The organism is Cryobacterium sp. PAMC25264 (assembly GCF_019443325.1).
In the GTDB taxonomy this organism is placed as follows: domain Bacteria; phylum Actinomycetota; class Actinomycetes; order Actinomycetales; family Microbacteriaceae; genus Cryobacterium.
Genome location: NZ_CP080383.1, coordinates 1,779,991 through 1,805,050, shown reverse-complemented (window position 1 = coordinate 1,805,050; position 25,060 = coordinate 1,779,991). Strand labels below are relative to the sequence as shown.

The following is a 25,060-nucleotide window of genomic DNA, read 5'->3' as shown; positions in this document are numbered from 1 at the left end:
AACCCGATCCGGCGGCTGGGGGGATGTGCGCCGTCTGCGACGCCGGGCACGCTGGAATCATGACGAACGACACGCTCAACTCCGCCGACAGCCCAGCCGGTTCCGGCCCCGGTGACACCCCCGCCAGCACAGGCGACAGCACCACCGAACTCAACACCGAACGACTGAACTCTGCCACGCTGGGCTTCGTGCAGCCCGCCAGCGAACCTTCGACCACCCCGACCGGCGCTCCGACCGGACAGTCGACCAGCGCGCCCTCCGGCGTGCAGTCTGACGGCCCCGCCGACGGCCCGACCGGCAGCTCCACCGGGAGAGGGCCCGTGGACGGTTCCGACACGCTGTCGGCCGCTGGGCGTGGCTACCTCGGCCTCTGGTCGAGAACACCGCGGGAACTAGGCTTCCTGCTGCCGACCCTCCCCGTCGTCATTGTCGCCTTCTCGGTCCTCGTGACCCTTTTCTCCACCGGCCTGAGCCTGGTTGCCCTGTTCGTGGGCCTGTTCATCGTCGTGGCCGCCCTGTACGCCGCGCGCGGCTTCGGGGCCGTCGAACTCACCCGGCTGCGCTGGGCCGGCCGGCCCGCCATCACCGCCCCGCAGTGGACCCCGCGGGGCGAACCGGCCACGCCATTGCGCGCCATCCTCGGCCCGCTGGTGTCGGGGCACTACTGGCTCTACCTGCTTCACGGCATGGTCGTGAACTTCATCGTCGGCCTCGTGTCGTTCTCGCTCACCATCGTCTGGGTGTCCGGCGCGCTCGGCGGCCTCACCTACTGGCTCTGGAGCTGGTCGCTGCCGGCCAACACCGACTCCGTGGGCCTCTACGGCCTGTGGACCGGAGCCTACGGACCGGGCAGCACCCAGAACCTGGCCGCCGAGAACATCGTCAACGCCGCACTCGGCCTCGCCTTCCTGCTCACCCTCCCGTTCCTCACCCGCGCGTTGGTCATGATGCACCAGGGCATCGCCGTCGTGATGCTGGGCGCGTGGTCGTCCGAGGCCCTTCAGCGCGAGGTCGCCGATCTCAGTGCCTCCCGCGGTGCCGCGGTCTCGGCCGAGGACCAGTCGCTCCGCCGGCTCGAACGTGACATCCACGACGGCCCGCAGCAGCGCTTGGTGCGCCTGCAGATGGACCTCGCCAGCGCCGAACGCCGTCTCGACGATGACCCCGAGGCTGCCCGGCGCCTGCTGGTGGAGGCCAGGGAGCAGGCCAGGGACACGCTCGAGGAGCTGCGGGCGCTGTCCCGCGGTCTCGTACCGCCGATCCTGCAGGACCGCGGACTGATCGTGGCCCTGGAGTCGCTCGCGGCGCGCAGCATCGTCCCCGTGCAGCTGGAGCTCCTGGTGGACCGGGAACTGCGCCTGCCCTCCGAGATCGAACGCAACGCGTACTTCATCGCCGCTGAGCTGCTCACCAACGTGGCCAAGCATGCCGGGGCCTCCACCGCCCGGCTGCACCTCGAGCTGCGCCGGGTACCGGAGGACGACTCGACCTGGCTGGACCTCTGGGTGATCGACAACGGTCACGGCGGCGCGGTGCTGCAGGGCGGCCACGGCCTGGCTGGCCTCGACGAACGCCTGCGCGGCCTGCGCGGGGTGCTCTCGGTGCGGAGCCCCGCCGGCGGGCCCACCGCGGTCGGCGCGCACATCCCCTTGGTCAGCGAGCTGGCCGGATCGCTCGTCCGTCCGTGACGGCGCTGCAACCGCACACCCGGCGTCGGGAGTCGGCGTGGCCTGCGGCCCGGACTCATCGGGCCGCGAACGCAGAGGCCGCCCCTCCGGCGGCCGCGTATCCTGAGGCCGCGTATCCTGAGGCCATGAGCCCCCTCCAGCACCAGGCCACGTCCCCGCGACTGCGCCTGGTGCTGGCGGAGGACTCGGTTTTGTTGCGTGAGGGCCTGGTGCGCTTGTTCGCCGAGGCCGGCTTCGACACCGTCGCGGCCTACGGCGATGCCGACACGCTGCTGGCCGAGGTCGACCGGCTGCGGCCCGACCTGGCCGTGCTCGATGTGCGGATGCCGCCGACCTTCCGCGACGAGGGCGTGCGGGCGGCCATCGACCTGCGGCGGCGGCAGCCGGGCATCGGTATCCTGCTGCTGAGCCAGTACGTCGAGGGCACGTATGTGCAGGAGCTACTCGCCTCGGGCGAGGGCGGCCTGGGCTACCTGCTCAAGGACCGGGTCGCCTCGCTCGACGAGCTGCAGGATGCCGTCTCCCGGGTGAGCGCCGGCGGAACTGTGCTCGACCCGCAGGTGGTGCGGGAGCTGCTCGGCCGGCGCAGCAACCCGCTGGCCGCCCTCACCCCGCGGGAGCGCGATGTGCTGGGGCTGATGGCAGAAGGCCGCACCAACGTCGGCATCGCCGAACGCCTGGTGATCGGGGTCGGCGCGGTGGAGAAGAACGTCACCGCGATCTTCCAGAAGCTCGGGCTGGACGACACGGGCTCCGATCACCGCCGGGTGCTCGCGGTGCTGGCCTTCCTCCAGTCCTGACCCGACCCGCGCCGCGAGTTGCGGGACTGCGCCCTTCGATGCCCGGGAAGTGGCACTCTGCCCCCGGTCGGTGCGGGGGAGGGCGCCGCGCGCATCCACCGGAGCCGTGGTGTCCGGGGCTCCTCCGGGATGGAGGACACTAGGACCATGAGCGTGATTGAGAACTCCAAACTGGCCATAGTCGGCGCCGGTGCCGTCGGTACCTCGCTGGCCTACGCCGCCCTGATTCGGGAGTCGGCCCGCGAGGTGGCCCTCTACGACATCAACTCCACCAAGGTCGCCGCCGAGGTGCTCGACCTCGCACACGGCACCCAGTTCACCGGCGCATCCCGGGTCACCGGCGGCGACGACCTCGACGTGGTCAGCGACGCCAACATCGTGGTGATCACGGCCGGCGCCCGCCAGCATCCCGGCCAGTCACGGCTGGACATGGCCGGCGTGAACGTGGAGATCCTCCGCGACCTGATGCCCAAGCTCGTCGAGCGGGCCCCGGACGCCATCTTCGTGCTCGTGACCAACCCCGTCGACGTGCTCGCGGTCGCCGCGCAGCAGTTCAGTGGCCTGCCGCCGGCGCGGGTGTTCGGCTCCGGCACGGTGCTCGACTCGTCCCGGCTGCGCTGGATGCTCTCCGAGCGAGTGGGTGTGGCGATCTCCAATGTGCACGCCCTCATCGTCGGCGAGCACGGTGACTCCGAGTTCCCGCTCTGGTCGCAGGCCCGGATCGGCCCGATCTCCCTGGCCGACTGGATGCTGACCCGCAGCGCCGGCGGCTCCGCCTCATCGCCCGGGCCGGTGCCGTTCACCGAGGCCGAGTTCGAGTCGATCGCCAACGACGTGAAGAACGCCGCCTACCGGGTTATCGAGGGCAAGGGCGCCACCAACTACGCCATCGGGCTCTCCGGTGCCCGCATCGTCGAGGCCGTTCTGCGCGACGAAGGCGCGATCCTGCCGGTCAGCTCGGTGCTCACCGACTACCGCGGCGTCAGCGGGGTGGCCCTGTCGGTGCCCAGCGTCATCGACGCCAGCGGCATCGCCCGCGTCATCGACGTGCCCTTCTCGCCCAAGGAACAGGCCCTGTTCGAACACTCGGCCGCCACCCTCCGCGCCTCCCTCGACACCCTCGGATTGGCCTGACCCATGGAACCCAAACTCGGCTACGGCTGGACCGAAGACAAAATCGGCGACCTCACCGGCGTGACCGCGATCGTGACGGGGGCCAATTCGGGGCTCGGCTTCGTGACAGCGGCGCAGCTCGCCGCGCACGGCGCATCCGTGACGCTGGCCGTGCGTGACGCCGCCAGGGGAGAGGCCGCCGTCGACCGGATGCGCGACCGCTTGCCCGACGCCGACCTGGCGGTGGGTGTGCTCGACCTGGCCAGCCTCGACTCGATCGCTGCGTTCGCCGCCCGGGTCGCGGACAGCACCGGGCGGCTGGACCTGCTGGTCAACAACGCCGGGGTGATGAACCTGCCCCAGCGACAAACGGCTGACGGGTTCGAGATGCAGTTCGGCACCAACCATCTGGGCCACTTCGCGCTCACCGGTCGGCTGCTGCCGCTCCTCACGACGAGCCCGGATGCGCGCGTGGTCACCCTGTCCTCCACCGTGCACCGCATCGGAAAGATGAACTTCGACGACCTGATGGGCGCACGGCGCTACCGTGCATGGCCGGCGTACGGCCAGAGCAAGCTCGCGAACCTGCTGTTCACGAGCGAGTTGCAGCGCCGGGCGACGGCCGCGAAAGTACCGCTGCGTGCTATGGCGGCGCATCCGGGATTCGCGCTGACGAATCTGCAGAGCGCAGGACCGGCCATGCGCGGAGCCAAGACAACCACGAGGCGGGCCCGGTTCACGGCCGCGGTCATCCGCGAACTCGCCCAGCCGGCGGTGTGGGGCGCCCTGCCGACGCTGTACGCGGCAACCGTACCCGGCCTCGCCGGCAACTCGTTCGTGGGTCCTGAGGGGTTCGGGCAGCAGCATGGACACCCGGTTCCGGTGACCCGCTCCAAGCGCGCCCAGAACGCCGAGGATGCCCGCAGGCTCTGGACTGAGAGCGAACGCCTGACCGGCGTGAGCTACGCCTTCGGCTGATCTCTGGGCCCCGTGGGGAGAGCGGCAACTGTGGCCCGAACGGACAAATGCACCCGGCACACCGGGACCAATTGTCCGAACGGGGCACAGCTGCAACGAAATCTGGAGGGGATGACGGGAATCGAACCCGCGCCATCAGTTTGGAAAACTGAGGCTCTACCATTGAGCTACATCCCCATGCGCCACGCGTAGCGGCACTCGAATATCGTAGTACAGGTTTCGGCGCACGTTTTCCCGCAGGCTCACAGCCGCACCGAAATCGGTCCGGGAACGGGCCGTGAATGCGTTCAGGGACACCCCGGGCTTCGGGTCGTGCACTAGACTGACGGAGGTCAATCCGCCTGTCGTGTGAGTCTGCGCGCCAAGTTGGTGGCCCCAACGGGTGAGATGACATCCGGGGCGTAGCTCAGCTTGGTAGAGCGCTCGGTTTGGGACCGAGAGGTCGCAGGTTCGAATCCTGTCGCCCCGACCATCACCCCCCTGAACATCTGACGAACACAATCTGTCGAACACAGGAGATTTAAACGTGAAGTCCACGGTCGAAAAGCTGAGCCCCACGCGCGCCAAGGTCACCATCTCGGTGACTCCGGAAGAGCTGAAGCCCAGCATTACCCACGCCTACGGGCACATCGCTGAGGACATCAACATCCCCGGCTTCCGCAAGGGCAAGGTTCCGCCGCCCATCATCGACCAGCGCGTCGGCAAGTCCGCCGTGCTGGAGCACGCCGTCAACGAGAGCCTCGACGGTTTCTACCGCAAGGCCGTTGATGAGCACAAGCTGCGCCCGCTCGGTCGCCCCGAGGCCGACATCGTCGAATGGCCCAGCGACAAGGACTTCTCCGGAGACCTGCTGCTGGCCATCGAGGTCGACGTGCGCCCCGAGATCGACCTGCCCGCCTACGAGGGCATCAAGCTCACCGTCGACGCTGTCGACATCTCCGATGACGAGGTCACCGAGGAGCTCAACACCCTGCGCAGCCGATTCGGCACGCTGATCACGGTCGACCGCCCCGCCACCACCGGTGACTTCGCGCAGATCGACCTCGTCGCATCCGTCAACGGTGTCGAGGTCGACAACGCCAGCGGCATCTCCTACGAGGTCGGCTCCGGCGACCTCATCGAGGGCATCGACGAAGCACTCGAGTCTCTCACCGCCGGTGAGACCACCACCTTCGCGTCGAAGCTGCTCGGTGGCGACCACGAGGGCGAAACCGCTGAGATCACCGTCACCGTCATCGCCGTCAAGGAGCGCGAGCTTCCCACCGCCGACGACGACTTCGCTCAGATCGCCAGCGAGTTCGACACCATCGCCGAGCTCACCGAGAGCCTGAAGGCCCAGGTCGGCCGCTCCAAGGTCTTCGGCCAGGGCAACCAGGCCCGCGAGCTTCTCATCGAGCAGCTGCTCTCCTCCGTCGAGGTCCCCATCCCCGAAGCGATCATCGCCGACGAGGTGCACCGTCACCTCGAGGGCGAGAACCGCCTCGAGGACGAGACGCACCGCGCCGAGGTGACCGAAGCCAGCGAGAAGACCTTCCGCCAGCAGATCCTCCTCGACACCATCGCCGAGGCCGAGAAGGTCAAGGTCAGCCAGGACGAGCTCACCCAGTACCTGATCCAGGGTGCGTCGCAGTACGGCATGGACCCGAGCGAGTTCGTTCAGGCCCTGTCCGGCAACGGCCAGATCCCCTCCATGGTCGCCGAGGTCGCCCGTAACAAGGCCCTCGCCATCGCCCTGGGTAAGGCCGAGGTCACCGACTCCAACGGTGCCACCGTCGACCTGTCCGAGTTCACGGCCGTCGTCGACGACGAGCCGGCAGCGGATGAGGCCACCGACGAGGCAGCTTCTGACGAAGCCGTCGAGGAGGCACCGGCCGCCGAGGCGAAGCCCAAGAAGAAGGCTGCAGCCAAGAAGTAGCATCCCGCCCTCGGGCGAAGAACGGGTCGGTTGTCCACGGACAGCCGGCCCGTTCTGCGTACCGGGTCCCGGCCTGAATCTGCCGAGGGCGAACAGAGCCTTTCCCGCGCGTTGGACCCTATAGATTCATTCCTGAAGCGACAAGTGAAACGGAGCGCGACATGGCCGAAATGGCACTTACACCCGGCGTTTTTGACCGGCTGCTTAACGACCGCATTATCTGGCTCGGCTCAGAAGTGCGCGACGACAACGCCAACGAGATTTGTGCCAAGATCCTGCTGCTCGCAGCAGAAGATTCTCAGCGGGACATCTTCCTCTACATCAACTCACCCGGCGGATCGATCACCGCCGGTATGGCCATCTACGACACCATGAAGTTCGTGTCGAACGACATCGTCACCGTGGGAATCGGGCTGGCGGCATCGATGGGCCAGTTCCTGCTGTCCTCCGGCACCAAGGGCAAGCGGTACATCACCCCGAACGCCCGCGTGCTCCTGCACCAGCCGTCCGGCGGATTCGGTGGCACGGCCGCCGACATCCAGACCCAGGCCAAGGTCATCCTGGACATGAAGAAGCGCATGGCAGAGCTCACCGCCGAGCAGACCGGCAAGTCGGTCGAACAGATTCTCATCGACAACGACCGCGACAACTGGTTCACCGCCCAGGAGGCTCTGGACTACGGTTTCGTCGACCACCTGCGCAAGTCTGCGACGGAAGTGGTCGGCGGCGGCGGCACCGACGACTCAGTGAACAAGAAGTAGGACGGGCAGATCATGGAATTCACCAACTTTGGCCACCAGGCCGGCGGACTGGCTCCGCAGGCACCCGAGTCGCGCTACATCCTCCCCACCTTCGAGGAGCGCACCGCCTACGGCTACAAGCGCCAGGACCCGTACGCCAAGCTCTTCGAGGACCGCATCATCTTCCTCGGCGTGCAGGTCGACGACGCATCCGCCGACGACGTCATGGCCCAGCTTCTCGTTCTCGAGAGCCAGGACCCCGACCGCGACATCGTGATGTACATCAACTCGCCCGGTGGCTCGTTTACCGCCATGACGGCGATCTACGACACCATGCAGTACATCCGTCCGCACATCCAGACGGTCTGCCTCGGCCAGGCGGCTTCCGCCGCTGCCGTGCTGCTGGCCGGTGGCACGCCGGGCAAGCGCCTTGCGCTTCCCAACGCCCGTATCCTCATCCACCAGCCCTCGGCCGGCGGCCAGGGTGGCGGCCAGGCGTCCGACATCGAGATCCAGGCAGCCGAGATCCAGCGGATGCGCGAATGGCTCGAAGAGACTCTGGCTCACCACTCCAACCGCAGCCAGGAGCAGGTGCACAAGGACATCGACCGCGACAAGATCCTCGGTGCGCCCGAGGCGCTCGAGTACGGTCTGATCGACCAGATCCTGACCAGCCGCAAGAACGTTCCGACGCTCGTCAAGTAACACGAGGGGCCGGGCATCTGTTCGGCACCCCGTGGTTTCGGGGACGGCGCGCTGCCTTCGGGCGGCGCGCCGTTTCGCTTTGTGGGGTGGTGCACCTATCTGTCACACGCACAAGCTAGGCTCGATTCAGCGTCATTGATGGAGGAGGCTCACGGATGGCACGAATAGGCGAGAGCGCCGACCTGTTGAAGTGTTCTTTCTGCGGAAAGAGCCAGAAGCAGGTGCAGCAGCTCATTGCCGGACCCGGCGTGTACATCTGCGATGAATGCGTTGAGCTCTGCAACGAGATCATCGAGGAGCGTCTGGCCGAGGCCGGCGCCGAAGAAGCCGGCAGCGAGTTCGAACTGCCCAAGCCCCGCGAGATCTTCGGATTCCTGGAGGAATACGTCATCGGTCAGGAATCCGCCAAGCGGGCCCTCGCCGTCGCCGTCTACAACCACTACAAGCGCGTGCGCTCACGCGCCACGCTGACCGCGGCCGACGCCATCCACGACGACGTCGAGATCGCCAAGTCCAACATCCTGCTCATCGGCCCGACCGGTTGCGGAAAGACCTACCTCGCCCAGACCCTCGCGAAGCGGCTGAACGTTCCGTTCGCGGTGGCGGATGCAACGGCACTCACTGAGGCCGGCTACGTGGGCGAGGACGTGGAGAACATTCTCCTCAAGCTCATCCAGGCCGCCGACTACGACGTGAAGCGCGCCGAGACCGGCATCATCTACATCGACGAGATCGACAAGATCGCCCGCAAGGCCGAGAACCCGTCGATCACCCGCGACGTCTCGGGCGAGGGCGTGCAGCAGGCCCTGCTGAAAATCCTCGAGGGCACCGTGGCTTCCGTGCCGCCCCAGGGTGGGCGTAAGCACCCGCACCAGGAGTTCATCCAGATCGACACCACCAACGTGCTGTTCATCGTGGCGGGCGCTTTCGCCGGGCTCGACGACATCATCTCCCAGCGCGCGGGCAAGAAGGGCATCGGCTTCGGTGCTCCGCTGCACAGCAAGGGCGACGACATCAACCTCTTCAGCGAGGTGCTGCCGGAGGACCTGCACAAGTTCGGTCTGATTCCCGAGTTCATCGGCCGGCTCCCGGTGGTGACCACGGTCACCCAGCTTGACCAGGTTGCACTCATGCAGATCCTCACCGTGCCCAAGAACGCCCTGGTGCGTCAGTACCAGCGCATGTTCGAACTCGACGGGGTGGAGCTCGACTTCGAGCAGCCGGCCCTCGAGGCGATCGCCGACCTCGCGGTGCTCCGCAAGACCGGTGCTCGCGGGTTGCGCGCCATCATGGAAGAGGTCCTCGGGCCGATCATGTTCGAGGTCCCCTCGTCCACGGATGTCGCACGCGTTGTGGTCACCCGCGAGTCGGTGCTCGAGAATGCGGCCCCGACCATCGTGCTGCACACCGCTCGCCGCGAAGACAAGTCGGCCTGAGCCGCTCGGCACCCGCTCACGAACCGCCCCCGATTGCTCGGGGGCGGTTTTGCGTCCTGGGCTCCTGCGTCCCGCGGTCCGCTTCGCGGATGGGCGACTGCACCCGTTCCGGACGATCGCACCCGGTGTGCCGGGACCAGTTGTCCGCAGCGGGACCAATCGCGGATGGAAACGCACCGATTGGGGCCCCAGGCAGGCTGATCGGAAGTTGACAGAAGACGGCCTTGCATATGTAATATATTGCATGCCGGTTCCTGTTCCTGATGCGTCCCACCGCCCTGCCTCGCTGCGCGACTACGCCTATGAGTCGCTCCGCACCGCCATTGTGGACGGCACGCTGGCACCGGGGGAGAAACTGCGCGATGCCGAACTCGAGTCCTGGCTCGGTGTGAGCCGCACGCCGATCCGCGAGGCGATCGCACGCCTCGAGACGGCGGGCCTGGTGCGCACGGCGCGAGCTCGGCAGACTATCGTGGCTCCGCTGGACGAACGGGCCGCTCTGAACGCGCAGGCGATCGCCGCTTCGTTGCACGAACTCGCAGCGCGGGAGGCCGTCGCCCAGCTCACTTCCGCCGATCTCGACCTGATGACCGCCGCCAATGAGCAATTCAGACTGGCCCTGGCCGCAAACGATGTGGCCGCCGCCATCGCTGCAGACGACGACTTCCATGCGGTCGCGGTGCGGGCCAGCGCCAACGAGCTGCTGCCCGCACTGCTCGAGCAGGTCACGCCCACGCTCAGACGTCTCGAGCGGGCTCGATTCTCGTCCCTCGCCGGGCGGGCCTCGGTGGCCGATCACGAGCGCATCATCCGCTTGTGTGCGGATGGACTGGCCGTGGAGGCCGGCACGGCGGTGCGGGACAACTGGTTGACCCTGGGCCGGATGCTCGCCACCGCACAAGCCGCGGATCCTGCCGACTGAGCCTCGACCTCGCGGCACGGTTACGTCCGATCACGTCCATTTCTCTTCACCTGACCCGATCAACCCCAACCCGATCAGACCAAAGGACCCCATGGCACTGCGCGATTTTCCCCGTCACCCGCTCACCTTCGGCCCAGCCCGATTCATCCGCTTGACCGACTGAGCGACCACCTTGGTGGCGCCCGGATCTGGGCCAAACGTGAGGACGTCAACAGCGGTCTGGCCTTCGGCGGCAACAAGACCCGCAAGCTCGAATACCTCATCCCCGAGGCGCTGGCCCAGGGAGCGGACACCCTGGTCTCGATCGGTGGCATCCAGTCCAACCACACCCGGCAGGTGGCCGCGGTGGCCGCGCACCTTGGGCTGAAGGCCGTGCTCGTGCAGGAACAGTGGGTGGACTGGCCGGACAGTGTGAACGACAGGGTCGGCAATATCCTGCTCTCCCGCCTCACCGGGGCGGATGTGCGCATCTCCGCCGACGGCTTCGGCATCGGTTTCAAAGACTCCTGGACGCAGGCCATAGCCGATGTCGAGGCGTCGGGCGGCACGCCGTACCCCATCCCCGCCGGCGCCTCCGACCACCGGCTGGGCGGTCTCGGTTTCGCGAACTGGGCACACGAGGTGGCCGAGCAGGAGGCCGCGCAGGGCGTCTTCTTCGACACCATCGTGGTGTGCAGCGTCACCGGGTCCACTCACGCGGGCATGATCGCCGGCTTCGCCGATCTGGAGGCCAATTTCGGCGGCCGCCGACGAAGGGTCATCGGCATTGACGCCTCCGCCAAGATCGAGGCGACACGCGAGCAGGTGGCCCGCATCGCCCGCAGGACCGCGGAGCTCATCGGTGTGGGCCGGCCGATCGCCGATGACGAGATCACCGTGCTCGAGGGCTGGGCCGGGGACTACTACGGGATCCCCGTCGAGTCGACGAATGCCGCCATCCGCCTCACCGCGAGCCTGGAGGGCGTCATCATCGACCCGGTCTACGAGGGCAAGTCGATGGCCGGGCTGATCGATCTCGTCAGCTCCGGTGACATCGGACCGGACAGCACGGTGCTCTATGCCCACCTGGGCGGGCAGCCCGCCATCAACGCTTACAGCGCGCTGTACCACTGAGCAGCGTCGCTCCCACGGACTGACTGTTCCCGTTCCGGACGATTGCACCCCACGTGCCGGGTGCATTTGTCCGGAGGAGAAAGATTTGGGAGGGGATTCGCGCGACGCCGCCGGCGGGGTTGGTCGAGCCTCTGGTGGGGGTGGATGAGCCCCTGGTGGGGCTAGTTGAGGCCCCTGCGGTCGAGGAGCGGCTGGATGTGAGCGTCCCGGCCGCGGAAGTCCCGGTACGCGGCCAGGGGGTCACCGCTGCCGCCCACGCCCAGCAGTCGGGCGCGGAACCGGTCGCCGTTGGCCCGGGTGAGTCCGCCGTTCTCGGTGAACCAGGCCACCGTGTCGGCGTCGAGCACCTCACTCCAGATGTAGGAGTAGTAGCAGGCGTCGTAGCCGCCGGAGAAGGTGTGGGCGAAGTAGGTGCTCGAGTAGCGAGTGGGCACCGCCGGGTTGTCGAGCCCCACAGCCGTCAGTGCGGCGGCCTCGAACGCGGCCACATCCATCACGGCGTCGTCGGCGCTGATGCGGTGCCAGGCCTGGTCGAGCAGTGCGGCGGCGAGGTATTCGCTGGTTGAGAAGCCCTCGTTGAAGGTGGTGGATTCACGGATGCGGTCCACGAGCTCCTGAGGCATGGCCTCGCCGGTGCGGTAGTGCCTGGCGTAGTTCTCCAGGACCTCAGGCCAGAGCATCCACATCTCGTTGACCTGGCTGGGGAACTCGACGAAGTCGCGGTAGACGTTGGTTCCCGCGAATCGCGGATAGGTCACCCGGGCGAACAGGCCGTGCAGGGCGTGGCCGAACTCATGGAAAAGTGTGTTGACCTCGTCGAAGCTGAGCAGGGTGGGGGACCCGGCGGCCGGCTTGGAAACGTTGAGGTTGTTGGTCACGATGCTGGGGGTGCCCAGCAGGCTGGACTGCGAGATGAGCGAGTTCATCCAGGCGCCGCCACGCTTGGAATCGCGGGTGTAGAAGTCGGCGATGTACAGGCCGACCGGGCCACCGTCCTCGTCGGCGACCTCAAAGACCCGCGCCTCCTGGTTCCACGCCGTCAGGTCCGGACGCTCGGTGAAGGTGACGCCGTACAGGCGGGTGGCGGCATAGAACACGCCGTCCCGCAGCACACGTTCCAATTCGAAGTACGGTCGCATGGCGCTCGTGTCCACGTTGAACGTCGCCTGGCGCACCTTCTCGGTGTAAAACGCCCAGTCCCAGGCCGCCAGGTCGAAGTCAGCGCCGGATTCGCGCACCGCCGCCTGCAACGCCCGCTGCTCGGTCTGTGCGTTCCGCGCTGCGGCGGGGGCGAGCCGACCGAGCATGTCGGCGACGGCCTCGGGGGACTTCGCCGTCTCATCCGCCGTGACGTACGCAGCGTGACTGGCGAAACCGAGCAGGCGGGCCCGCTGGGCGCGCAGCCGGGTGATCTCGAGCACCAGGTCGCGGTTGTCGTGCTCGCCGCCACGGATGCCGCGGGACCGCGACGCCGTGAGCAGACGTTCCCGCACGGCACGGTTGCTCAGCGACGCGAGGTACGGGTGGCTGGTCGGCAGCACCAGGGTGATGACGTACTTTCCGGTGAGACCGCGCTCCCTGGCCGCCTCCGCAGCGGCCGAGATCTCGCCGTCGCCGAGGCCGTCGAGCTCGGCCACATCGTCGATGACGACGGCGAGGTCATTGGTGTCGGCGAGCAGGTTCTTCTCGAACCGGGTGGTGAGGGTGGACAGCCGCATGTTCAGCTCGCGCAGGGTGTCCTTGTCGGCGTCGGAGAGACCTGCTCCGGCGAGGGTGTACTCGGTGTGGTACCGCTCGAGCAGGTAGGCGGTCTCCGGGTCCAGGCCCAGCGCGTCCTTGCGCTCATGGAGGTTGGCGATACGCGCGTACAGGGCCTGGTCGAGACGGATGGCGTCGGTGTGCGCCGCCAGCAGGGGAGCGAGCTCCTCCTCGAGGACGGTACCGAAGTCGGTGGAGTCGGAGGAGCTGAGCGAGAAGAACACCGTGGCCACGCGCGTGAGCACCTGGCCGCTCCGCTCGAGGGCCACGAGGGTGTTCTCGATGGTCGGGTCTGCCGGATCCTGGGTGATGGCGGCGACCTCGGCGAGTTGCTCGGCCATGCCGGCGTCGAACGCCGGGCGGTAGTGCTCGTCACGAATCTCCGCGAACGGTGGCAGCTGGTACGGCAGGGTGCTGGGAGCGAGGAACGGATTCAAGGGGTCGGCCATCGCCCCAGCCTAGTGTCGGCTCGGGTGCAGGTGCCGGCGCGATTGAGGGTCGGCGCGCGGGTGCGGTGGGCGGCGCACCGTCATAGGATCTGGCCATGAACGACACCCCCGAGCGCCAGGAGACCGCCCCGCGAGACCTGCCCCCGCTCGGGCACGAACACCTGCAGCGGGTGCTCACCTGGCGCACCGTGGCGAATTCGGCCGCCCACCTGGTGCCGCACCTGAGTCCGGGGCTCAGCCTGCTCGATGTGATGTGCGGGCCGGGCACGGTGACGGTCGACCTGGCCAGCCGACTCGCTCCCGGCCGGGTGATCGGACTGGACTCCTCGGCCACGGCGGTGGAGTACGCGGCCGGTCTCGCATTCGACGCGGGGCTGTCCAATACGAGCTTCCTGGTCGGCGATGTCTACGCTCTGCCGGTCGCGGACGCATCCGTGGATATTGTGCACGCCCACCAGGTGCTGCAACACGTCGACGATCCCGTGGCGGCCCTGCGAGAGATGCGTCGGGTGCTGAGGCCCGGCGGCATCCTCGCCGCGCGAGACGCCGACTACGGGGGAGCCGCCTGGTATCCGAAACTGCCGGCCCTGGCGACGTGGATGGCGGCGTGCCGCGCGGTGCACACCATGAGAGGTGGCGACCCAGACGCCGGCCGGGCGCTCAAGGCCTGGGCACGGCAGGCCGGATTCGCCGAGGTCACCCGCAGCGCGTCGGTGTGGTGCTTCGCCTCGGAGGCTGAACGGGAGTGGTGGGGAGAGTCCTGGGCGCAACGCGCCACCGAGGCCGACTTCGTCGCCCGGGCCATCGAGGCCGGGGTGGCACGGTTGAAGGACCTCCACGAGATCGGTGCCGCCTGGCGGCAGTGGGCGCTGGATCCCGACGGCTGGTTCGTTCTCACGCACGGTGAGATCATCGCCGTGCGATAGCGTCGTGCGATAGCTTCGTGCGGTAGAAAGGGTAGTGATGCCCATTCTCTCCGCGGTTCAGCACAGGGCCGAGACGCACCCTCAGCAACTCGCTGTCCAGATCGGCGACGATCGCCTGAGCTACGTCGAGCTGCGCGATGCGGTGCTGCAGCGACTCGGTGGAACACCGCCGGGCACAGACCGGCCGAATGGGCCGACTGTCATCAGCCAACCCAACGGCCTCGAGTTCGTTGTGCGATTCCTCGCCGGTGTCGCCGGCTCCGGCAGCGTCGCCGTCCTCGACCCTGGGTGGCCCGCGGAGCAGCGTGCCGAGGTGCTTGGCCGGCTCAGCGGACTCGAGAGCACGACCGTTTTTCACGAGACCATGACGGACGGGCCGGGCGACTCCACCTTCTTGTACGGCTTCACGTCGGGCACAACGGCGGTGCCCAAGGCGTTCCGGCGCACTCGGCGTTCGTGGCAGCAGTCGTTTCCCCGCAGCGCCGGGGTGCTCGGCCTCACGCGGCACGACAGCACCCTTGCGCCCGGACCGCTCAGCGCCAGCCTGAATCTCTACGCCCTGGCCGAATCCCTGCATGTCGGGGCGGCCTTCCACACACTGCCGAGTTTCGATGTGGCTGCGGCGTTCGAGCGCATCGAGAACCACGGCATCACCCGGCTGGTGGCCGTGCCGGCCGTGCTGCGGCTGCTCGCGCAACGGGGGCTGGCGGCGAACCGGCTGTGCCGGGGGATCACCAGCATCGTCAGCGGGGGAGCCAAGCTCGACCTCGACACCACTGTGCTCCTGCAACGGTGGGCGCCCGCCGCCACCGTGTCCGCCTACTACGGTGCCGCCGAACTCGGGTTCGTCTCCACGATGGTCCTGGCACCCGGTCAGCGTCCGGAGCCCACCGGGACGGCGGTCGGGCTGCCCTTCCCAGGGGTGCGGATCCGAATCGTCGACGACCAGGACGACGTCGTCGCACCCGGGGACGCGGGGACCATCCAGGTTTCCAGCGACCTGGTGTGCGACGGCTACCTCTGGGGAGACGACGGGGCGGCCTTCCAACGCCTGGGCAGCTGGTGCACGGTGGGCGACGACGGCTTCCTCGACGGAGACGGTGTGCTGCACCACCTGGGTCGCAGCCACGACATGATCATGAGCGCGGGCAGTAACGTCTACCCGCAGGAAGTGGAGGCGGCCCTGCAGGCGGTGCCCGGCGTGCGAGCCGCCGTGGTGACAGGCCTGCCCGACGAGACCCGCGGTTGCCGGGTTGTGGCCGCGGTGCTCGGTGACACCGACCTGGTCCCCGGCACCGACCTGGATGCGGTGAGCCTACGCGCCGCGTGCAGCGCGGCGCTGGTGGCGCCCAAACGGCCCCAGTCCTACTACCGGTTGAGCGAACTGCCCCTCACCCCGGCGGGAAAGGTCAGCCGCAGTTTGCTCGGCCGCTGGATCGAACAGGGGGACTCGCGTGTCGTTCGACTCCGCTGACCCGGACGGCAGCCTTGCATCCGGAACAGGCCCGGACGGCAAGACCCCGTCCGCGGCCGACCGGGAGCCGGTGATCCTGCTCGGCCGCCGAACGGCCTTCGCCCGACGCAACGGCGCGCTGGGCGCCGTCACCCAGGAGAACCTTCTGGCGCCGGTGCTCGCGGCCGTGCTGGCCGCCACCGGAATCCCTGCGGTGGGGGTGGATGACGTCATCATCGGCAACGCGGTCGGCGGCGGCGGCAACGTGGCCCGACTGGCGCTGCTGACGGCAGGCCTGCCGGTTTCAGTGCCGGGGCAGACCATCGACCGCCAGTGTGGGTCGGGCCTCGAAGCCATTGTGCTGGCCTGCCGACTCGTTCAGGCCGGCGCCGGCAGCCTCTACCTCGCCGGCGGGGTCGACAGCACGAGCACGGCGCCCCTCCGCGCCCACCGCCTCAGCTCACAGCCCGACGCCCCTGACTTCTACGACAGGGTGCGTTTCTCTCCGGATCACCTGGGCGACCCGGACATGGGTGTCGCAGCCGACACCGTCGCCGCGGCCTACGGCATCACCCGCGAACGTCAGGATGCCTTCGCGCTGCGCAGCCATCACCTCGCCGTGGCGGCGAGAGCGGCAGGTGCCTTCGAGGAAGAGATCGTTGCCATCCAGACACCGGGCGGACCCTTCGCGGTTGACTCCGGTCCCCGCCCGGGCTGGGGGAGAGTCTCCTGGCTCGGTTCCCGGCCGCGTTCACCCCGGGTGGATCCGTCACTGCCGGGAACTCCTGCGCTGACGCCGACGGTGCGGTGGTCGTGGTCGTGACCAGCCGCGCCCGGGCCGACGCCTGGGGCGCATCCGGGTACCTGAGCTTCGTGGATGCGGTCGCGGCGGGCGTCGACCCGACTCTGCTGGGTGTGGGCGGGGCAGCGGCCGGGCAGGCGCTCTTCGCCCGCACGGGAGTGTCTCCCGGCGACGTGGGCCGGGTCGAGTTCACGGAAGCGTTCGCGGCACAGGTGCTGGCGTCGCTCGACCTGATGGGCGTGCCGGTGGAGCGGGCCAACCGCCAGGGCGGGGCGCTCGCCCTCGGGCATCCCTACGGCGCCTCGGGCGCGATGCTGGTGCTTCGGCTCCTGCAGCAGGCGCGAAGCGGTGCGTCACCGGGAGAACTGGGTTTGACCGCACTCAGCATCGCGGGTGGTCTCGGCCTGGCCGCCCTGTGGCGGTGGGAGACGCCGAACGGTTGACGGGATCAGGTCAGATCCGGTGGCCTGCTCCCAGTCTCCTGAGATCCAGGCGCCCCGAGATTCAACCGCCCATAGATTCAGCGGCCTGGATCCAACCGCCCATAGGTTCAGCGGCCTGGATCCACCTGCTTAGATCCAGTCGTCCTCGTCGTCGATGACGACGGCCGGCTGCGTGATGGTGGCGCTGTCTTCCTTCGGGTCGAACCGGATGACGGTGCCGTCGTCGAGTTCGATGACGGGATTTCCCTCGAGCCAGGTGAGCGTCCAGCGCCACCCGCTGGTGTCGTCGGGGAGGGTAGTGAGGTCGCCCTCCACCGCCTGTAAGGCGATGAGGACGACCTCAGGCAGGCCCGCCGGCGGCGTGGCGCCGAGTGACCAGCGGGTTCCGAGCTGCATGTTAGACCTCGGCCTCGTAGGTGACCCAGGTGGTGCGGGTGCCGACCTCGTCGTAGAGCTTCTGAGCGGTCTTGTTGTCCGCCGCCGTGACCCACTGCAGGGAACGGTAGTTGTGCGCCTTGGCGTACTCCTTGGCGAAGTCCATCAGGGCTCGACCGGTGCCGGCGTCTCGGGCATCCGGTGCCACAAAGAGGTCGTCGACGAAGAGGCCGACATCGCCGCTGAGGGTGCGCGGAACCGCACGGAAGAGGGTGAAGCCGACGAAGTCACCATTGTCGTCAACCGCGACAGCGCCGTCGAGGTCGTGGTTCTTGTCGATGATCCAGCTCCACACACGCAGAGCCTTCTCGTCGGTGAGGTCGCTCTTATAGAACTCGCTGTAGCCCTCGAAAAGACCCAGCCACGGGAAGAAGTCCTTGTCGCCGAGCGGGCGGACCTGTACAGACATGCGTTCTCCTTAAATTTCCGACACCGTGGCGAGCACGATATCAGTCACGACCAATTCGGTGGCCTCGACGAACGTCAAGTCCTCGATGCGGCCTACTGCTTTCAAATCGGCGGCTACCTGCCCGAGCAGGGCCACCTCTGCCGCTGTGCCTCCGATGGTGGCGGAGGAGACAGCGGACTTCTGTGACGCTTTGGCGTCGGTCTTGGCTCGACGGATGCCCGTGAGGGCACGGCTGGCCAGGTCGAGCAGGGCGAGCGAGTCGGCATCCGCCGGCGTCGAGCCTGCCACCGGCCACGGGGCGCGGTGGACCGAACCGTCGTTGGACCAGGACCAGGCCTCTTCCGTGGCGAACGGAACGAACGGAGCGAACAGGCGAAGCAGCGTTGACAGGGCCTGGCGCAGGGCAGCCACGGCCGATGCCTGGTCGGGGCCCGGTTCGCCGTAGGCGCGTTCCTTGACCAGCTCGAGGTAGTCGTCGCAGAAGGTCCAGAAGAAGCTCTCCGACACCTCCAGAGCACGAGCGTGGTCGAACGCGTCGAACGCGGCTGTGGCCTGGGCCACCACCAGGTCGAGACGGGCGAGCATGCTCGCGTCGATCGGCTCGGTGACCGGCGCGGAGTCGTCGCCGGCGAAGCCGAGGATGAACTTGCTCGCGTTGAGGATCTTGATCGCCAGGCGGCGACCGATCTTGATCTGGGTCGGGTTCTTGGGGTCGAACGCCGCGTCGGTGCCGAGACGGGACGAGGCTGCCCAGTACCGCACGGCATCCGACCCGTGCTGCACGAGAACGTCGGCCGGGGTGACCACGTTGCCCTTGGACTTCGACATCTTCTTGCGGTCGGGGTCCACGATGAAGCCCGACAGGGCGGCGTGCTTCCACGGTGATTCGCCGTGCTCGAGTTCCGCACGCAGCAGCGTGGAGAACAACCAGGTGCGGATGATGTCCTGACCCTGCGGGCGCAGCGAGTACGGGTAGACCAGCTCGAAAAGCTCAGGGTCGGTTTCCCAACCGCCGGCCAGCTGGGGGGTGAGGGAGGAGGTAGCCCAGGTGTCCATCACGTCGACCTCGCCGACGAAGCCGTTGGCGACGCCGCGCTGCTCGGCCGTATAGCCGGGAGCCACATCGGAGGACGGGTCGACCGGGAGCAGCTCGCGGGTGGCGATGATCGGCTGGTCGAAGACCGGGTTGGCGTCGGCATCGAGCGGGTACCAAACCGGGAGCGGCACGCCGAAGAAGCGCTGCCGGGACACCAGCCAGTCACCGGTGAGACCGTTGACCCAGTTCTCGTAGCGCACGCGCATGAACTCAGGATGCCACTGCAAAGCGGTTCCGTGTTCGATGAGCCTGGTTCGCAGTGCTTCGTCGCGTGCGCCGTTGCGGATGTACCACTGACGGGTGGAGACGATCTCGAGGGGCTTGTCGCCCTTTTCGAAGAATTTGACCGGGTGCACGATCGGCTTGGGTTCGCCGATCAGGTCGCCGGATGCGCGGAGCAGGTCGACCATGGCCTGCTTGGCGGAGAACACCGTCTTGCCGGCGAGCTCTGCATACGCGGCCTGCGCGTCGGGAGTGGTGATGACGTCGGGCGCTTCGGCGATGATGCGGCCGTCGAAGCCCATTATCGCGCGGTTGGGCAGGTCGAGTTCGCGCCACCAGACCACGTCGGTGACGTCGCCGAAGGTGCAGATCATGGCGATGCCCGATCCCTTGTCTTTCTGGGCGAGGTGGTGAGCCAGGATCGGCACCTCCACGTCGAAGACGGGGGTGCGCACGGTCGTTCCGAAGAGCGGCTTGTACCGTTCGTCATCCGGATGCGCCACGAGTGCCACACACGCCGCGAGGAGTTCGGGGCGGGTGGTCTCGATCTCGATGGTGGAGCCATCCGGCTTGTGGAAGGACACCCGGTGGTAGGCGGCGGGCATCTCCTTGTCCTCGAGCTCGGCCTGGGCCACGGCCGTGCGGAAGGTGACATCCCAGAGCGTCGGCGCCATGGCCTGGTAGGCCTCGCCGCGGGTGACGTTGCCCACGAAAGCGAGCTGTGAGGCGAAGATCGACTCCGGCGCGATGGTGCGGTAGCTCTGGGTCCAGTCGACGGAGAGGCCGAGGGTGCGCCACAGCTCCTCGAACTGCTTCTCGTCCTCGACGGTGAGGCGTTCGCAGAGTTCGATGAAGTTACGACGACTCACGGGAAGCTGGTCGGCGGCCTTGGTGCTCTTGCCGTCGCCGCCCTCGAAGGGCGGCACGAAGTCAGGGGTATACGGCAGCGACGGGTCGCAGCGCACGCCGTAGAAGTTCTGCACGCGGCGCTCGGTGGGCAGGCCGTTGTCGTCCCAACCCATCGGGTAGAACACGCTCTTGCCGCGCATGCGCTGGAATCGCGCGACGACATCGGTGTGGGTGTAACTGAAGACATGGCCGATGTGGAGGGAACCGGATGCGGTGGGCGGCGGGGTATCGATCGAGAAGATCGACTGCTTCGTGGCAGCGGCCCGGTCGAACCGGTAGGTGCCCTGAGCCTCCCAGCTGGCTTCCCATTTGGCTTCCAGTCCTTCTAGGACTGGCTTTTCGGGAACGCGGTCAGCGTTGCTCATGACTCTCCGATTCTTATTTCAGCGGCACCGTGTCGATGGTGAGGTGCCTTCAGTACTGCTGAACCAATCTAGTCGATGCTCCGCCTTGACCGGCACGGCGACCCTCCGAACGGGCTGATCCGGGGCTTGTTTGGGAGTCTTCTCAGGAGCGTGGGCCGATCAGGAGCCACACCGACCACCCTGACCTTCGCCGGCCTCGCCTTGTTAGAACGGCGGCTCCTCGGGAGGATGCCCGGGAAGCTGCCCGGCCGTGCGGGACTCTGCCGGGGTCCCGGGTGGCACTGGCTGTGTCGGCGGTTGGGCGGGTGGTGGCCCGAGGGTGGTTTCGGGGTAGGTGCGGTGGGTGGCCCCGGCCGGCGAGGTCCACACGAGCACTCCGCCGGGCTCCTGCACGACCGACCAGAGGGTTTGGTGCTTGAGTCTGTGGTGCGGTGCGCACAAATGGGCGAGGTTGTCGTAATCGGTGGGGCCGCCGGCTTCCCAGGCTGTGGTGTGGTCGATGTCGCTGCGAGTGGCGGGCCGGGTGCACCCGGGGAACCGGCAGGTTCCGTCCCTGAGCCGCAACCAGCGGCGTAGATCGGCGGGGACCGTATAGCGGTCCTTCCCGACGGAGAGAACGGCGCCGGTCTCGGGATGCGTGAGCAACCGGGCGAAGCTCGGCGCTCCCGCGGCGATCTCGCGGGCCGCATCCGCCGGGATCGGCCCGTACCCGTCGAGGAAACCGGGCTCGTCGCTGGTGCCCATCGCGGTGAGGGCGGGCACGGTGACGAGCACCTGGCCCTGGATGCCGCCGCCGGTACCCGACGGGGTGACGCCGTCCAGCACCAGGTCGGCGAGTGCGTCGGCGCAGATCTGGCCGATGGTGCGCCTCTGGTCTTCGGGGATCGACTCGTCCGCACGCTCGTGGACGCGGGTGGCTTCGGCGATGCGGATGAGCCGGTCGTGAGCGGCCTGGGTTTGCTGCGCAGTGCCGTACCAGGTGAGGGTGCCCATGCCGTCTGGTCGCCCTTCCCACCAGATGCCGCGCTCCGCGACAGCGGCGGCGGCGCGCGTGGTGAGGGTTTCCGGGTGCCGTCGCTCCCGCAGCCGCCGGGCCTTGACCCTGAGTTTGCCCGCGGTGAGGTCTTTCGCCGCGGGCAGCAATTCTGCTTCCAGCTGGGCCGCTTCCTCGAGCGGGACGAAGCTGAGTTGCTCCATCAACACTTGACCGTGCCGGTAACTGATCTCACCCGCACTCATGGCCGTCAGTGTGGCCGTCATCGGGCCGGCGAACATGGCAGATTCCCCAATCAGGTTCTCCGCAGTGCGTTCGGCGAGACGCAGGGCACAGGCGACCTCGCTGGTGACCGTTCGGCGGGCGACCTCCTGGTCCTCCCACGCGGCGATCTTTCGCGGACTCGCCTGCGCGTCGGTGAGCACCGGACCGCGCGTCTCTGGGAGGGCACGCGCCTCCCCGAAGGCGTAGTCGGGGTTGAGGAGTTTCGCGTTCACCGGGTCGCTGCTCCACTGCTGCAGATCGGCCATATCTCGTGCCCGTCGCGCGGTGGCCTTGGCGATCTTGCGGTGCGATTTGGCCGCGCGGGCGACCTTCTTCGCAAGCGTGGCCTGCGCCTGCTCCTGCAGGGTGCGGCGGCGACGGTGCGCGTGCGCGTCGCGACCCGGGTCATCCGGGTCATCCGGTTCGGCTGGGAACTGCTCTACTGGGCTGCTCATGCGTTGATAGTCGCACCTGCCACCGACACCCGAACCTGCACCTAGAGGGGTGTGGAAAACGCTCTTGACCAGCCTGTTGTGGAGGAGCGGCGGTCGTGATCCACGGGCATCACAGGCATTCTGGAGCCGTGGTCTGCGGGGATCTGGCGCTGCCCGCCGGGGTGGCGTTGTGTGGCACAGATGGCTCTGTGACAGACCATGCCGTGCAGCCCCGTGCCGAACGCGGCCGGCCTCGTGCGGCGGCCGCCCCTCGACCCGATCTGTCGGCGACGGAGCAGATCCTCACGGTCCTGCTCATGCGCACGGTGGAGCCCTCCACGCGAGTGGCCGCCTACCGGGACGCCGCACCCGCCTCGGCTGTCGTGCACCTAGCCGCCCTCATCAGTTTTGACACCGACCAACTGGCCGAATCCGCGCACAACCTGGGCACCCTCTACTTCCTCCCCGAGATCCGCAACGACCTCCTGGAGCCCTTCCGGATCGAACGGGCCCGCCTGCCCGACACGTATGCCGCGTTGATCGCAGCCGGCGTGGAGGCCGAGGTGCGCGCCGACCTGGGTCCGGCCGGGAGCGCGGGGTCCGAGTCGGGTCACGATTATCTCGTCGACGTGGTCTTCGGACTCGTGGAAAGTGTCATCGCGATCTGTGCCGACCGTCCAGACGAGGACGCCGACGCCCTGGTCGCCACCATCCTGTACAGCTGCCTGCGAGTGCTGGGGCACGACGGCACGGCGGGGCGGCACATCACCGAGCACGCTCAAGAGTTGCTGGACGGAATTCCGGTGGAATCGTAATCCCGCCCATCGGGCCATCGTCACTCAGTACGATGAGCCCATGGATGACCGAGGGGTGCGCGGTTCCCGGAGTCAGCGAGTCCGGGCACTCGTCGATCATGTGCCGACCAAGTGGCTCATCACGAGTGTCTCGGCCGTGTTGCTGGCGTTCTCCGCGGTGGTCGGCGGCCTGGATGACGCCCCGGTTCCGTCCACTCCAGTGATCGAAGCTGGAGCCAGCCACATCGGCACCGAACTGACGATTGTTGTGAACGGCGCGCTGCTGATCGATGCCTTTCCTGAACAGAGCATCGTGCCCGAAGAGGGAAACCGGCTCCTTGTGGTGCGAGCGACCGTGGAGAACACCACGTCGGAGCCCCGCCGCCTCGGGACAACAGAAGCGGACAGCGTTGGGATCGCCGACGTCCCCGGGCTGGCGGATGCTGTGCCGCCGGAGCGGATTCTGGTCATCGACGACGGCAGCGACCGGGTGGTGGTGCAACCCGGCGTGCCTGTCGAGCTCGCCTACATGTGGGAGGTTTCCGGCGATGACGTCAAGAAGGGGGAGCCGATCACGGTGAACCTCCTAGACCGCGACTTCATCAGCGAGGGCAGGCTCACCTACGGCGGGCTGTACGGGGACCCGATCGTGAGCGCCACCCTCGAACTCACCCTCGGCGACGTCGGTGCAGGGGTGAACGAGTGACGGCCTCTCCCACGCTCCGGCGCCACGCTGCGAATGGCGTGCTGCTCACCGCCATCCTGGCGCTTGCGGCGCTCGTGCTGCACACCACCCCCAGCAGGGAAGCGCAGCAAGCCTCGATCGTGGTGCCCGGGGTCATCGGGGAACCCGCAAGCGGCCGGAACATTCGTGCCACCGTTTACTCCGCAGCGGTAGCCGAGGAGGTGACGACCGGCAACGGATGGGCGGGTGCCACGCCGGGATTGTGGGTCGTGGTCGAGCTGACCGTTGAAGCCGTGGTGGATGACAAGGCCGCGTCACTCGGTACCGCTGTGCTCCGGGTGGGCGACGTCAGTTTCAGCGCCTCCAGCCGACCTCAGGACAGCACCGTGGCCGATATGCGATTGGCCACCGGCATTCCGGTGAGCGGCCCGCTCCTGTTCGAGGTGCCCGCCACGGTCGTTCACAGCACCGCAGCATCAACAGCGACGCTCGAACTCGCGATCGACTCCGATCCTCGGGTCGATTCGCTTCTGGTCGTTCCCGTCGACCTGACCGATCTGGTCGTGCAGCACGAGCTCGAGCTCTCGTTTCCGGAGTGGGGCTCACAATGAATCGCAGGGACAGGCGCAGACTGAGGCGCGTCGTGAGGGGACCAGGATGGCTCCGCCACAACTGGCTGGCTCTGGCCGCCGTTGCGGTCCTCCTGCCGGTTACCGTCGCGATCACCTCCGCCAACGAGTGGTCCACCTCCCTGTCCGCATCACCGAGCAGGCCAGAGGAGGTGTCGGCCGGCGACACCGCGCAGTATGGTCCGTCCAGCTGGCAGGTCGAGAAGACCACCAGGGTGAGCGCGACGAGCGCCGTCGGACAGGAGAGGGATCTGCCTGCCGGAACCGAGTTGCTCGTCGTTACCGTTCGGGTCGACCCAAGTCGGAGCGTCGAGGACGGCGCCAGTGGCGGGTGCGTCGCGCGGCTAGAGGAGCACGGCGGTCCGGGCCCGGCACGCAGCTGGGGTAACGCGAGCGCAAACCCGATCACCCTCGCCGGCCGAGGACCCGAGTTCGCCTCGTGCAGCTCCGAGCAGAGCGGCCCGTACAGCTTCGACGCCGAATTCGTTGTACCCGCCGACGCCGGCGACGGTGCCATCCTGTCCGTTGGTATCGCGGTGTCCGACGAGCTCCCCGACTACCTGCGCATGGCGCTGGACTGACT

22 protein-coding genes, 2 tRNA genes and 1 pseudogene are annotated in these 25,060 nt (G+C 67.9%); 19 read left to right on the top strand and 6 right to left on the bottom strand.

The features are described 5' to 3' along the window. The first annotated feature begins 59 nt into the window (after positions 1-59). From KY500_RS08275 to KY500_RS08260, 4 genes are all read left to right on the top strand, one after another. Positions 60-1,688, top strand: coding sequence for a sensor domain-containing protein (locus tag KY500_RS08275; RefSeq protein ID WP_219903048.1), 1,629 nt, complete (start codon positions 60-62; stop codon positions 1,686-1,688). A 125-nt stretch (positions 1,689-1,813) separates the two neighbouring features. After that, the gene (locus KY500_RS08270; RefSeq protein ID WP_219903047.1) at positions 1,814-2,488 is read left to right on the top strand and encodes a response regulator transcription factor; all 675 of its coding nucleotides are present in this window, start codon (positions 1,814-1,816) and stop codon (positions 2,486-2,488) included. A 147-nt stretch (positions 2,489-2,635) separates the two neighbouring features. Continuing rightward, complete coding sequence (locus tag KY500_RS08265; RefSeq protein ID WP_219903046.1) at positions 2,636-3,622, top strand: L-lactate dehydrogenase; 987 nt, start codon at positions 2,636-2,638, stop codon at positions 3,620-3,622. A gap of 3 nt (positions 3,623-3,625) precedes the next feature. Beyond that, entirely contained in the window at positions 3,626-4,579 is a 954-nt protein-coding gene (locus KY500_RS08260) for an oxidoreductase (RefSeq protein ID WP_219903045.1), read from the top strand. A gap of 103 nt (positions 4,580-4,682) precedes the next feature. Here the strand turns inward: KY500_RS08260 and KY500_RS08255 are convergent. Continuing rightward, positions 4,683-4,756 (bottom strand) — tRNA-Gly (locus KY500_RS08255). A gap of 218 nt (positions 4,757-4,974) precedes the next feature. Between KY500_RS08255 and KY500_RS08250 the strand changes: the two genes are divergently transcribed. From KY500_RS08250 to KY500_RS08220, 7 genes and pseudogenes are all read left to right on the top strand, one after another. Then, positions 4,975-5,051 (top strand) — tRNA-Pro (locus KY500_RS08250). Positions 5,052-5,105: 54 nt separating this feature from the next. Further along, positions 5,106-6,494 (top strand): trigger factor, encoded by a 1,389-nt coding sequence (gene tig / locus KY500_RS08245; RefSeq protein ID WP_219903044.1) that lies wholly within the window; start codon positions 5,106-5,108, stop codon positions 6,492-6,494. A 161-nt stretch (positions 6,495-6,655) separates the two neighbouring features. Next, on the top strand, positions 6,656-7,255 hold the full coding sequence (locus KY500_RS08240) for an ATP-dependent Clp protease proteolytic subunit (RefSeq protein WP_066595953.1): 600 nt from the start codon (positions 6,656-6,658) through the stop codon (positions 7,253-7,255). A gap of 12 nt (positions 7,256-7,267) precedes the next feature. After that, a complete protein-coding gene (locus KY500_RS08235) occupies positions 7,268-7,939 on the top strand; it encodes an ATP-dependent Clp protease proteolytic subunit (RefSeq protein ID WP_219903043.1) in 672 nt (223 codons plus the stop codon). A 155-nt stretch (positions 7,940-8,094) separates the two neighbouring features. Next, positions 8,095-9,375 carry an ATP-dependent Clp protease ATP-binding subunit ClpX gene (clpX, locus tag KY500_RS08230; RefSeq protein ID WP_066595934.1) on the top strand — a complete coding sequence of 427 codons (1,281 nt, stop codon included), beginning with the start codon at positions 8,095-8,097 and terminating at the stop codon, positions 9,373-9,375. A 244-nt stretch (positions 9,376-9,619) separates the two neighbouring features. Then, positions 9,620-10,297, top strand: a complete 678-nt coding sequence (locus KY500_RS08225) for a GntR family transcriptional regulator (RefSeq protein WP_219903042.1) — start codon at positions 9,620-9,622, stop codon at positions 10,295-10,297. 91 nt (positions 10,298-10,388) lie between these two features. After that, positions 10,389-11,410 (top strand): annotated as a pseudogene (locus KY500_RS08220) (1-aminocyclopropane-1-carboxylate deaminase). Positions 11,411-11,571: 161 nt separating this feature from the next. Here KY500_RS08220 and KY500_RS08215 read toward each other — a convergent pair. After that, entirely contained in the window at positions 11,572-13,617 is a 2,046-nt protein-coding gene (locus KY500_RS08215; RefSeq protein ID WP_219903041.1) for a M3 family metallopeptidase, read from the bottom strand. A 95-nt stretch (positions 13,618-13,712) separates the two neighbouring features. Here KY500_RS08215 and KY500_RS08210 point away from each other — a divergent pair, with 95 nt between their 5' ends. Genes KY500_RS08210 through KY500_RS19745 form a run of 4 tightly spaced genes read left to right on the top strand, consistent with a single transcriptional unit; the run spans position 13,713 to position 17,241 of the window. Then, positions 13,713-14,543 carry a class I SAM-dependent methyltransferase gene (locus tag KY500_RS08210; protein WP_219903040.1) on the top strand — a complete coding sequence of 277 codons (831 nt, stop codon included), beginning with the start codon at positions 13,713-13,715 and terminating at the stop codon, positions 14,541-14,543. Between the two features lie 37 nt (positions 14,544-14,580). Beyond that, positions 14,581-16,017 (top strand): class I adenylate-forming enzyme family protein, encoded by a 1,437-nt coding sequence (locus tag KY500_RS08205; RefSeq protein ID WP_219903039.1) that lies wholly within the window; start codon positions 14,581-14,583, stop codon positions 16,015-16,017. Further along, the gene (locus tag KY500_RS19750) at positions 15,998-16,819 is read left to right on the top strand and encodes a hypothetical protein (RefSeq protein ID WP_370626911.1); all 822 of its coding nucleotides are present in this window, start codon (positions 15,998-16,000) and stop codon (positions 16,817-16,819) included. The genes KY500_RS08205 and KY500_RS19750 overlap by 20 nt, the downstream gene beginning before the upstream one ends. Then, positions 16,816-17,241, top strand: coding sequence for a hypothetical protein (locus KY500_RS19745; RefSeq protein ID WP_370626910.1), 426 nt, complete (start codon positions 16,816-16,818; stop codon positions 17,239-17,241). Before KY500_RS19750 ends, KY500_RS19745 begins: the two co-directional genes overlap by 4 nt. Before the next feature lie 129 nt (positions 17,242-17,370). Here the strand turns inward: KY500_RS19745 and KY500_RS08195 are convergent, their stop codons facing one another. From KY500_RS08195 to KY500_RS08180, 4 genes are all read right to left on the bottom strand, one after another. After that, entirely contained in the window at positions 17,371-17,637 is a 267-nt protein-coding gene (locus tag KY500_RS08195) for a hypothetical protein (RefSeq protein WP_219903038.1), read from the bottom strand. Position 17,638: 1 nt separating this feature from the next. Continuing rightward, positions 17,639-18,085 (bottom strand): GNAT family N-acetyltransferase, encoded by a 447-nt coding sequence (locus KY500_RS08190; RefSeq protein WP_219903037.1) that lies wholly within the window; start codon positions 18,083-18,085, stop codon positions 17,639-17,641. Positions 18,086-18,094: 9 nt separating this feature from the next. Continuing rightward, positions 18,095-20,677: a valine--tRNA ligase gene (gene valS, locus KY500_RS08185; protein ID WP_219903036.1), complete on the bottom strand. Its 2,583-nt coding sequence runs from the start codon at positions 20,675-20,677 to the stop codon at positions 18,095-18,097. A gap of 204 nt (positions 20,678-20,881) precedes the next feature. After that, positions 20,882-22,390 carry an HNH endonuclease signature motif containing protein gene (locus tag KY500_RS08180; RefSeq protein WP_219903035.1) on the bottom strand — a complete coding sequence of 503 codons (1,509 nt, stop codon included), beginning with the start codon at positions 22,388-22,390 and terminating at the stop codon, positions 20,882-20,884. Between the two features lie 188 nt (positions 22,391-22,578). On the opposite strand from KY500_RS08180, the gene KY500_RS08175 reads away from it, so the two are divergent. The 4 genes from KY500_RS08175 to KY500_RS08160 are packed head-to-tail and all read left to right on the top strand — an operon-like array spanning position 22,579 to position 25,058. Then, the gene (locus tag KY500_RS08175) at positions 22,579-23,184 is read left to right on the top strand and encodes a hypothetical protein (RefSeq protein WP_219903034.1); all 606 of its coding nucleotides are present in this window, start codon (positions 22,579-22,581) and stop codon (positions 23,182-23,184) included. A gap of 40 nt (positions 23,185-23,224) precedes the next feature. Beyond that, a complete protein-coding gene (locus KY500_RS08170; RefSeq protein ID WP_219903033.1) occupies positions 23,225-23,869 on the top strand; it encodes a hypothetical protein in 645 nt (214 codons plus the stop codon). After that, positions 23,866-24,459 carry a hypothetical protein gene (locus KY500_RS08165; RefSeq protein WP_219903032.1) on the top strand — a complete coding sequence of 198 codons (594 nt, stop codon included), beginning with the start codon at positions 23,866-23,868 and terminating at the stop codon, positions 24,457-24,459. The genes KY500_RS08170 and KY500_RS08165 overlap by 4 nt, the downstream gene beginning before the upstream one ends. Positions 24,460-24,491: 32 nt before the next feature. After that, entirely contained in the window at positions 24,492-25,058 is a 567-nt protein-coding gene (locus KY500_RS08160) for a hypothetical protein (protein ID WP_219903031.1), read from the top strand. The last annotated feature ends 2 nt before the right edge of the window (positions 25,059-25,060 follow it).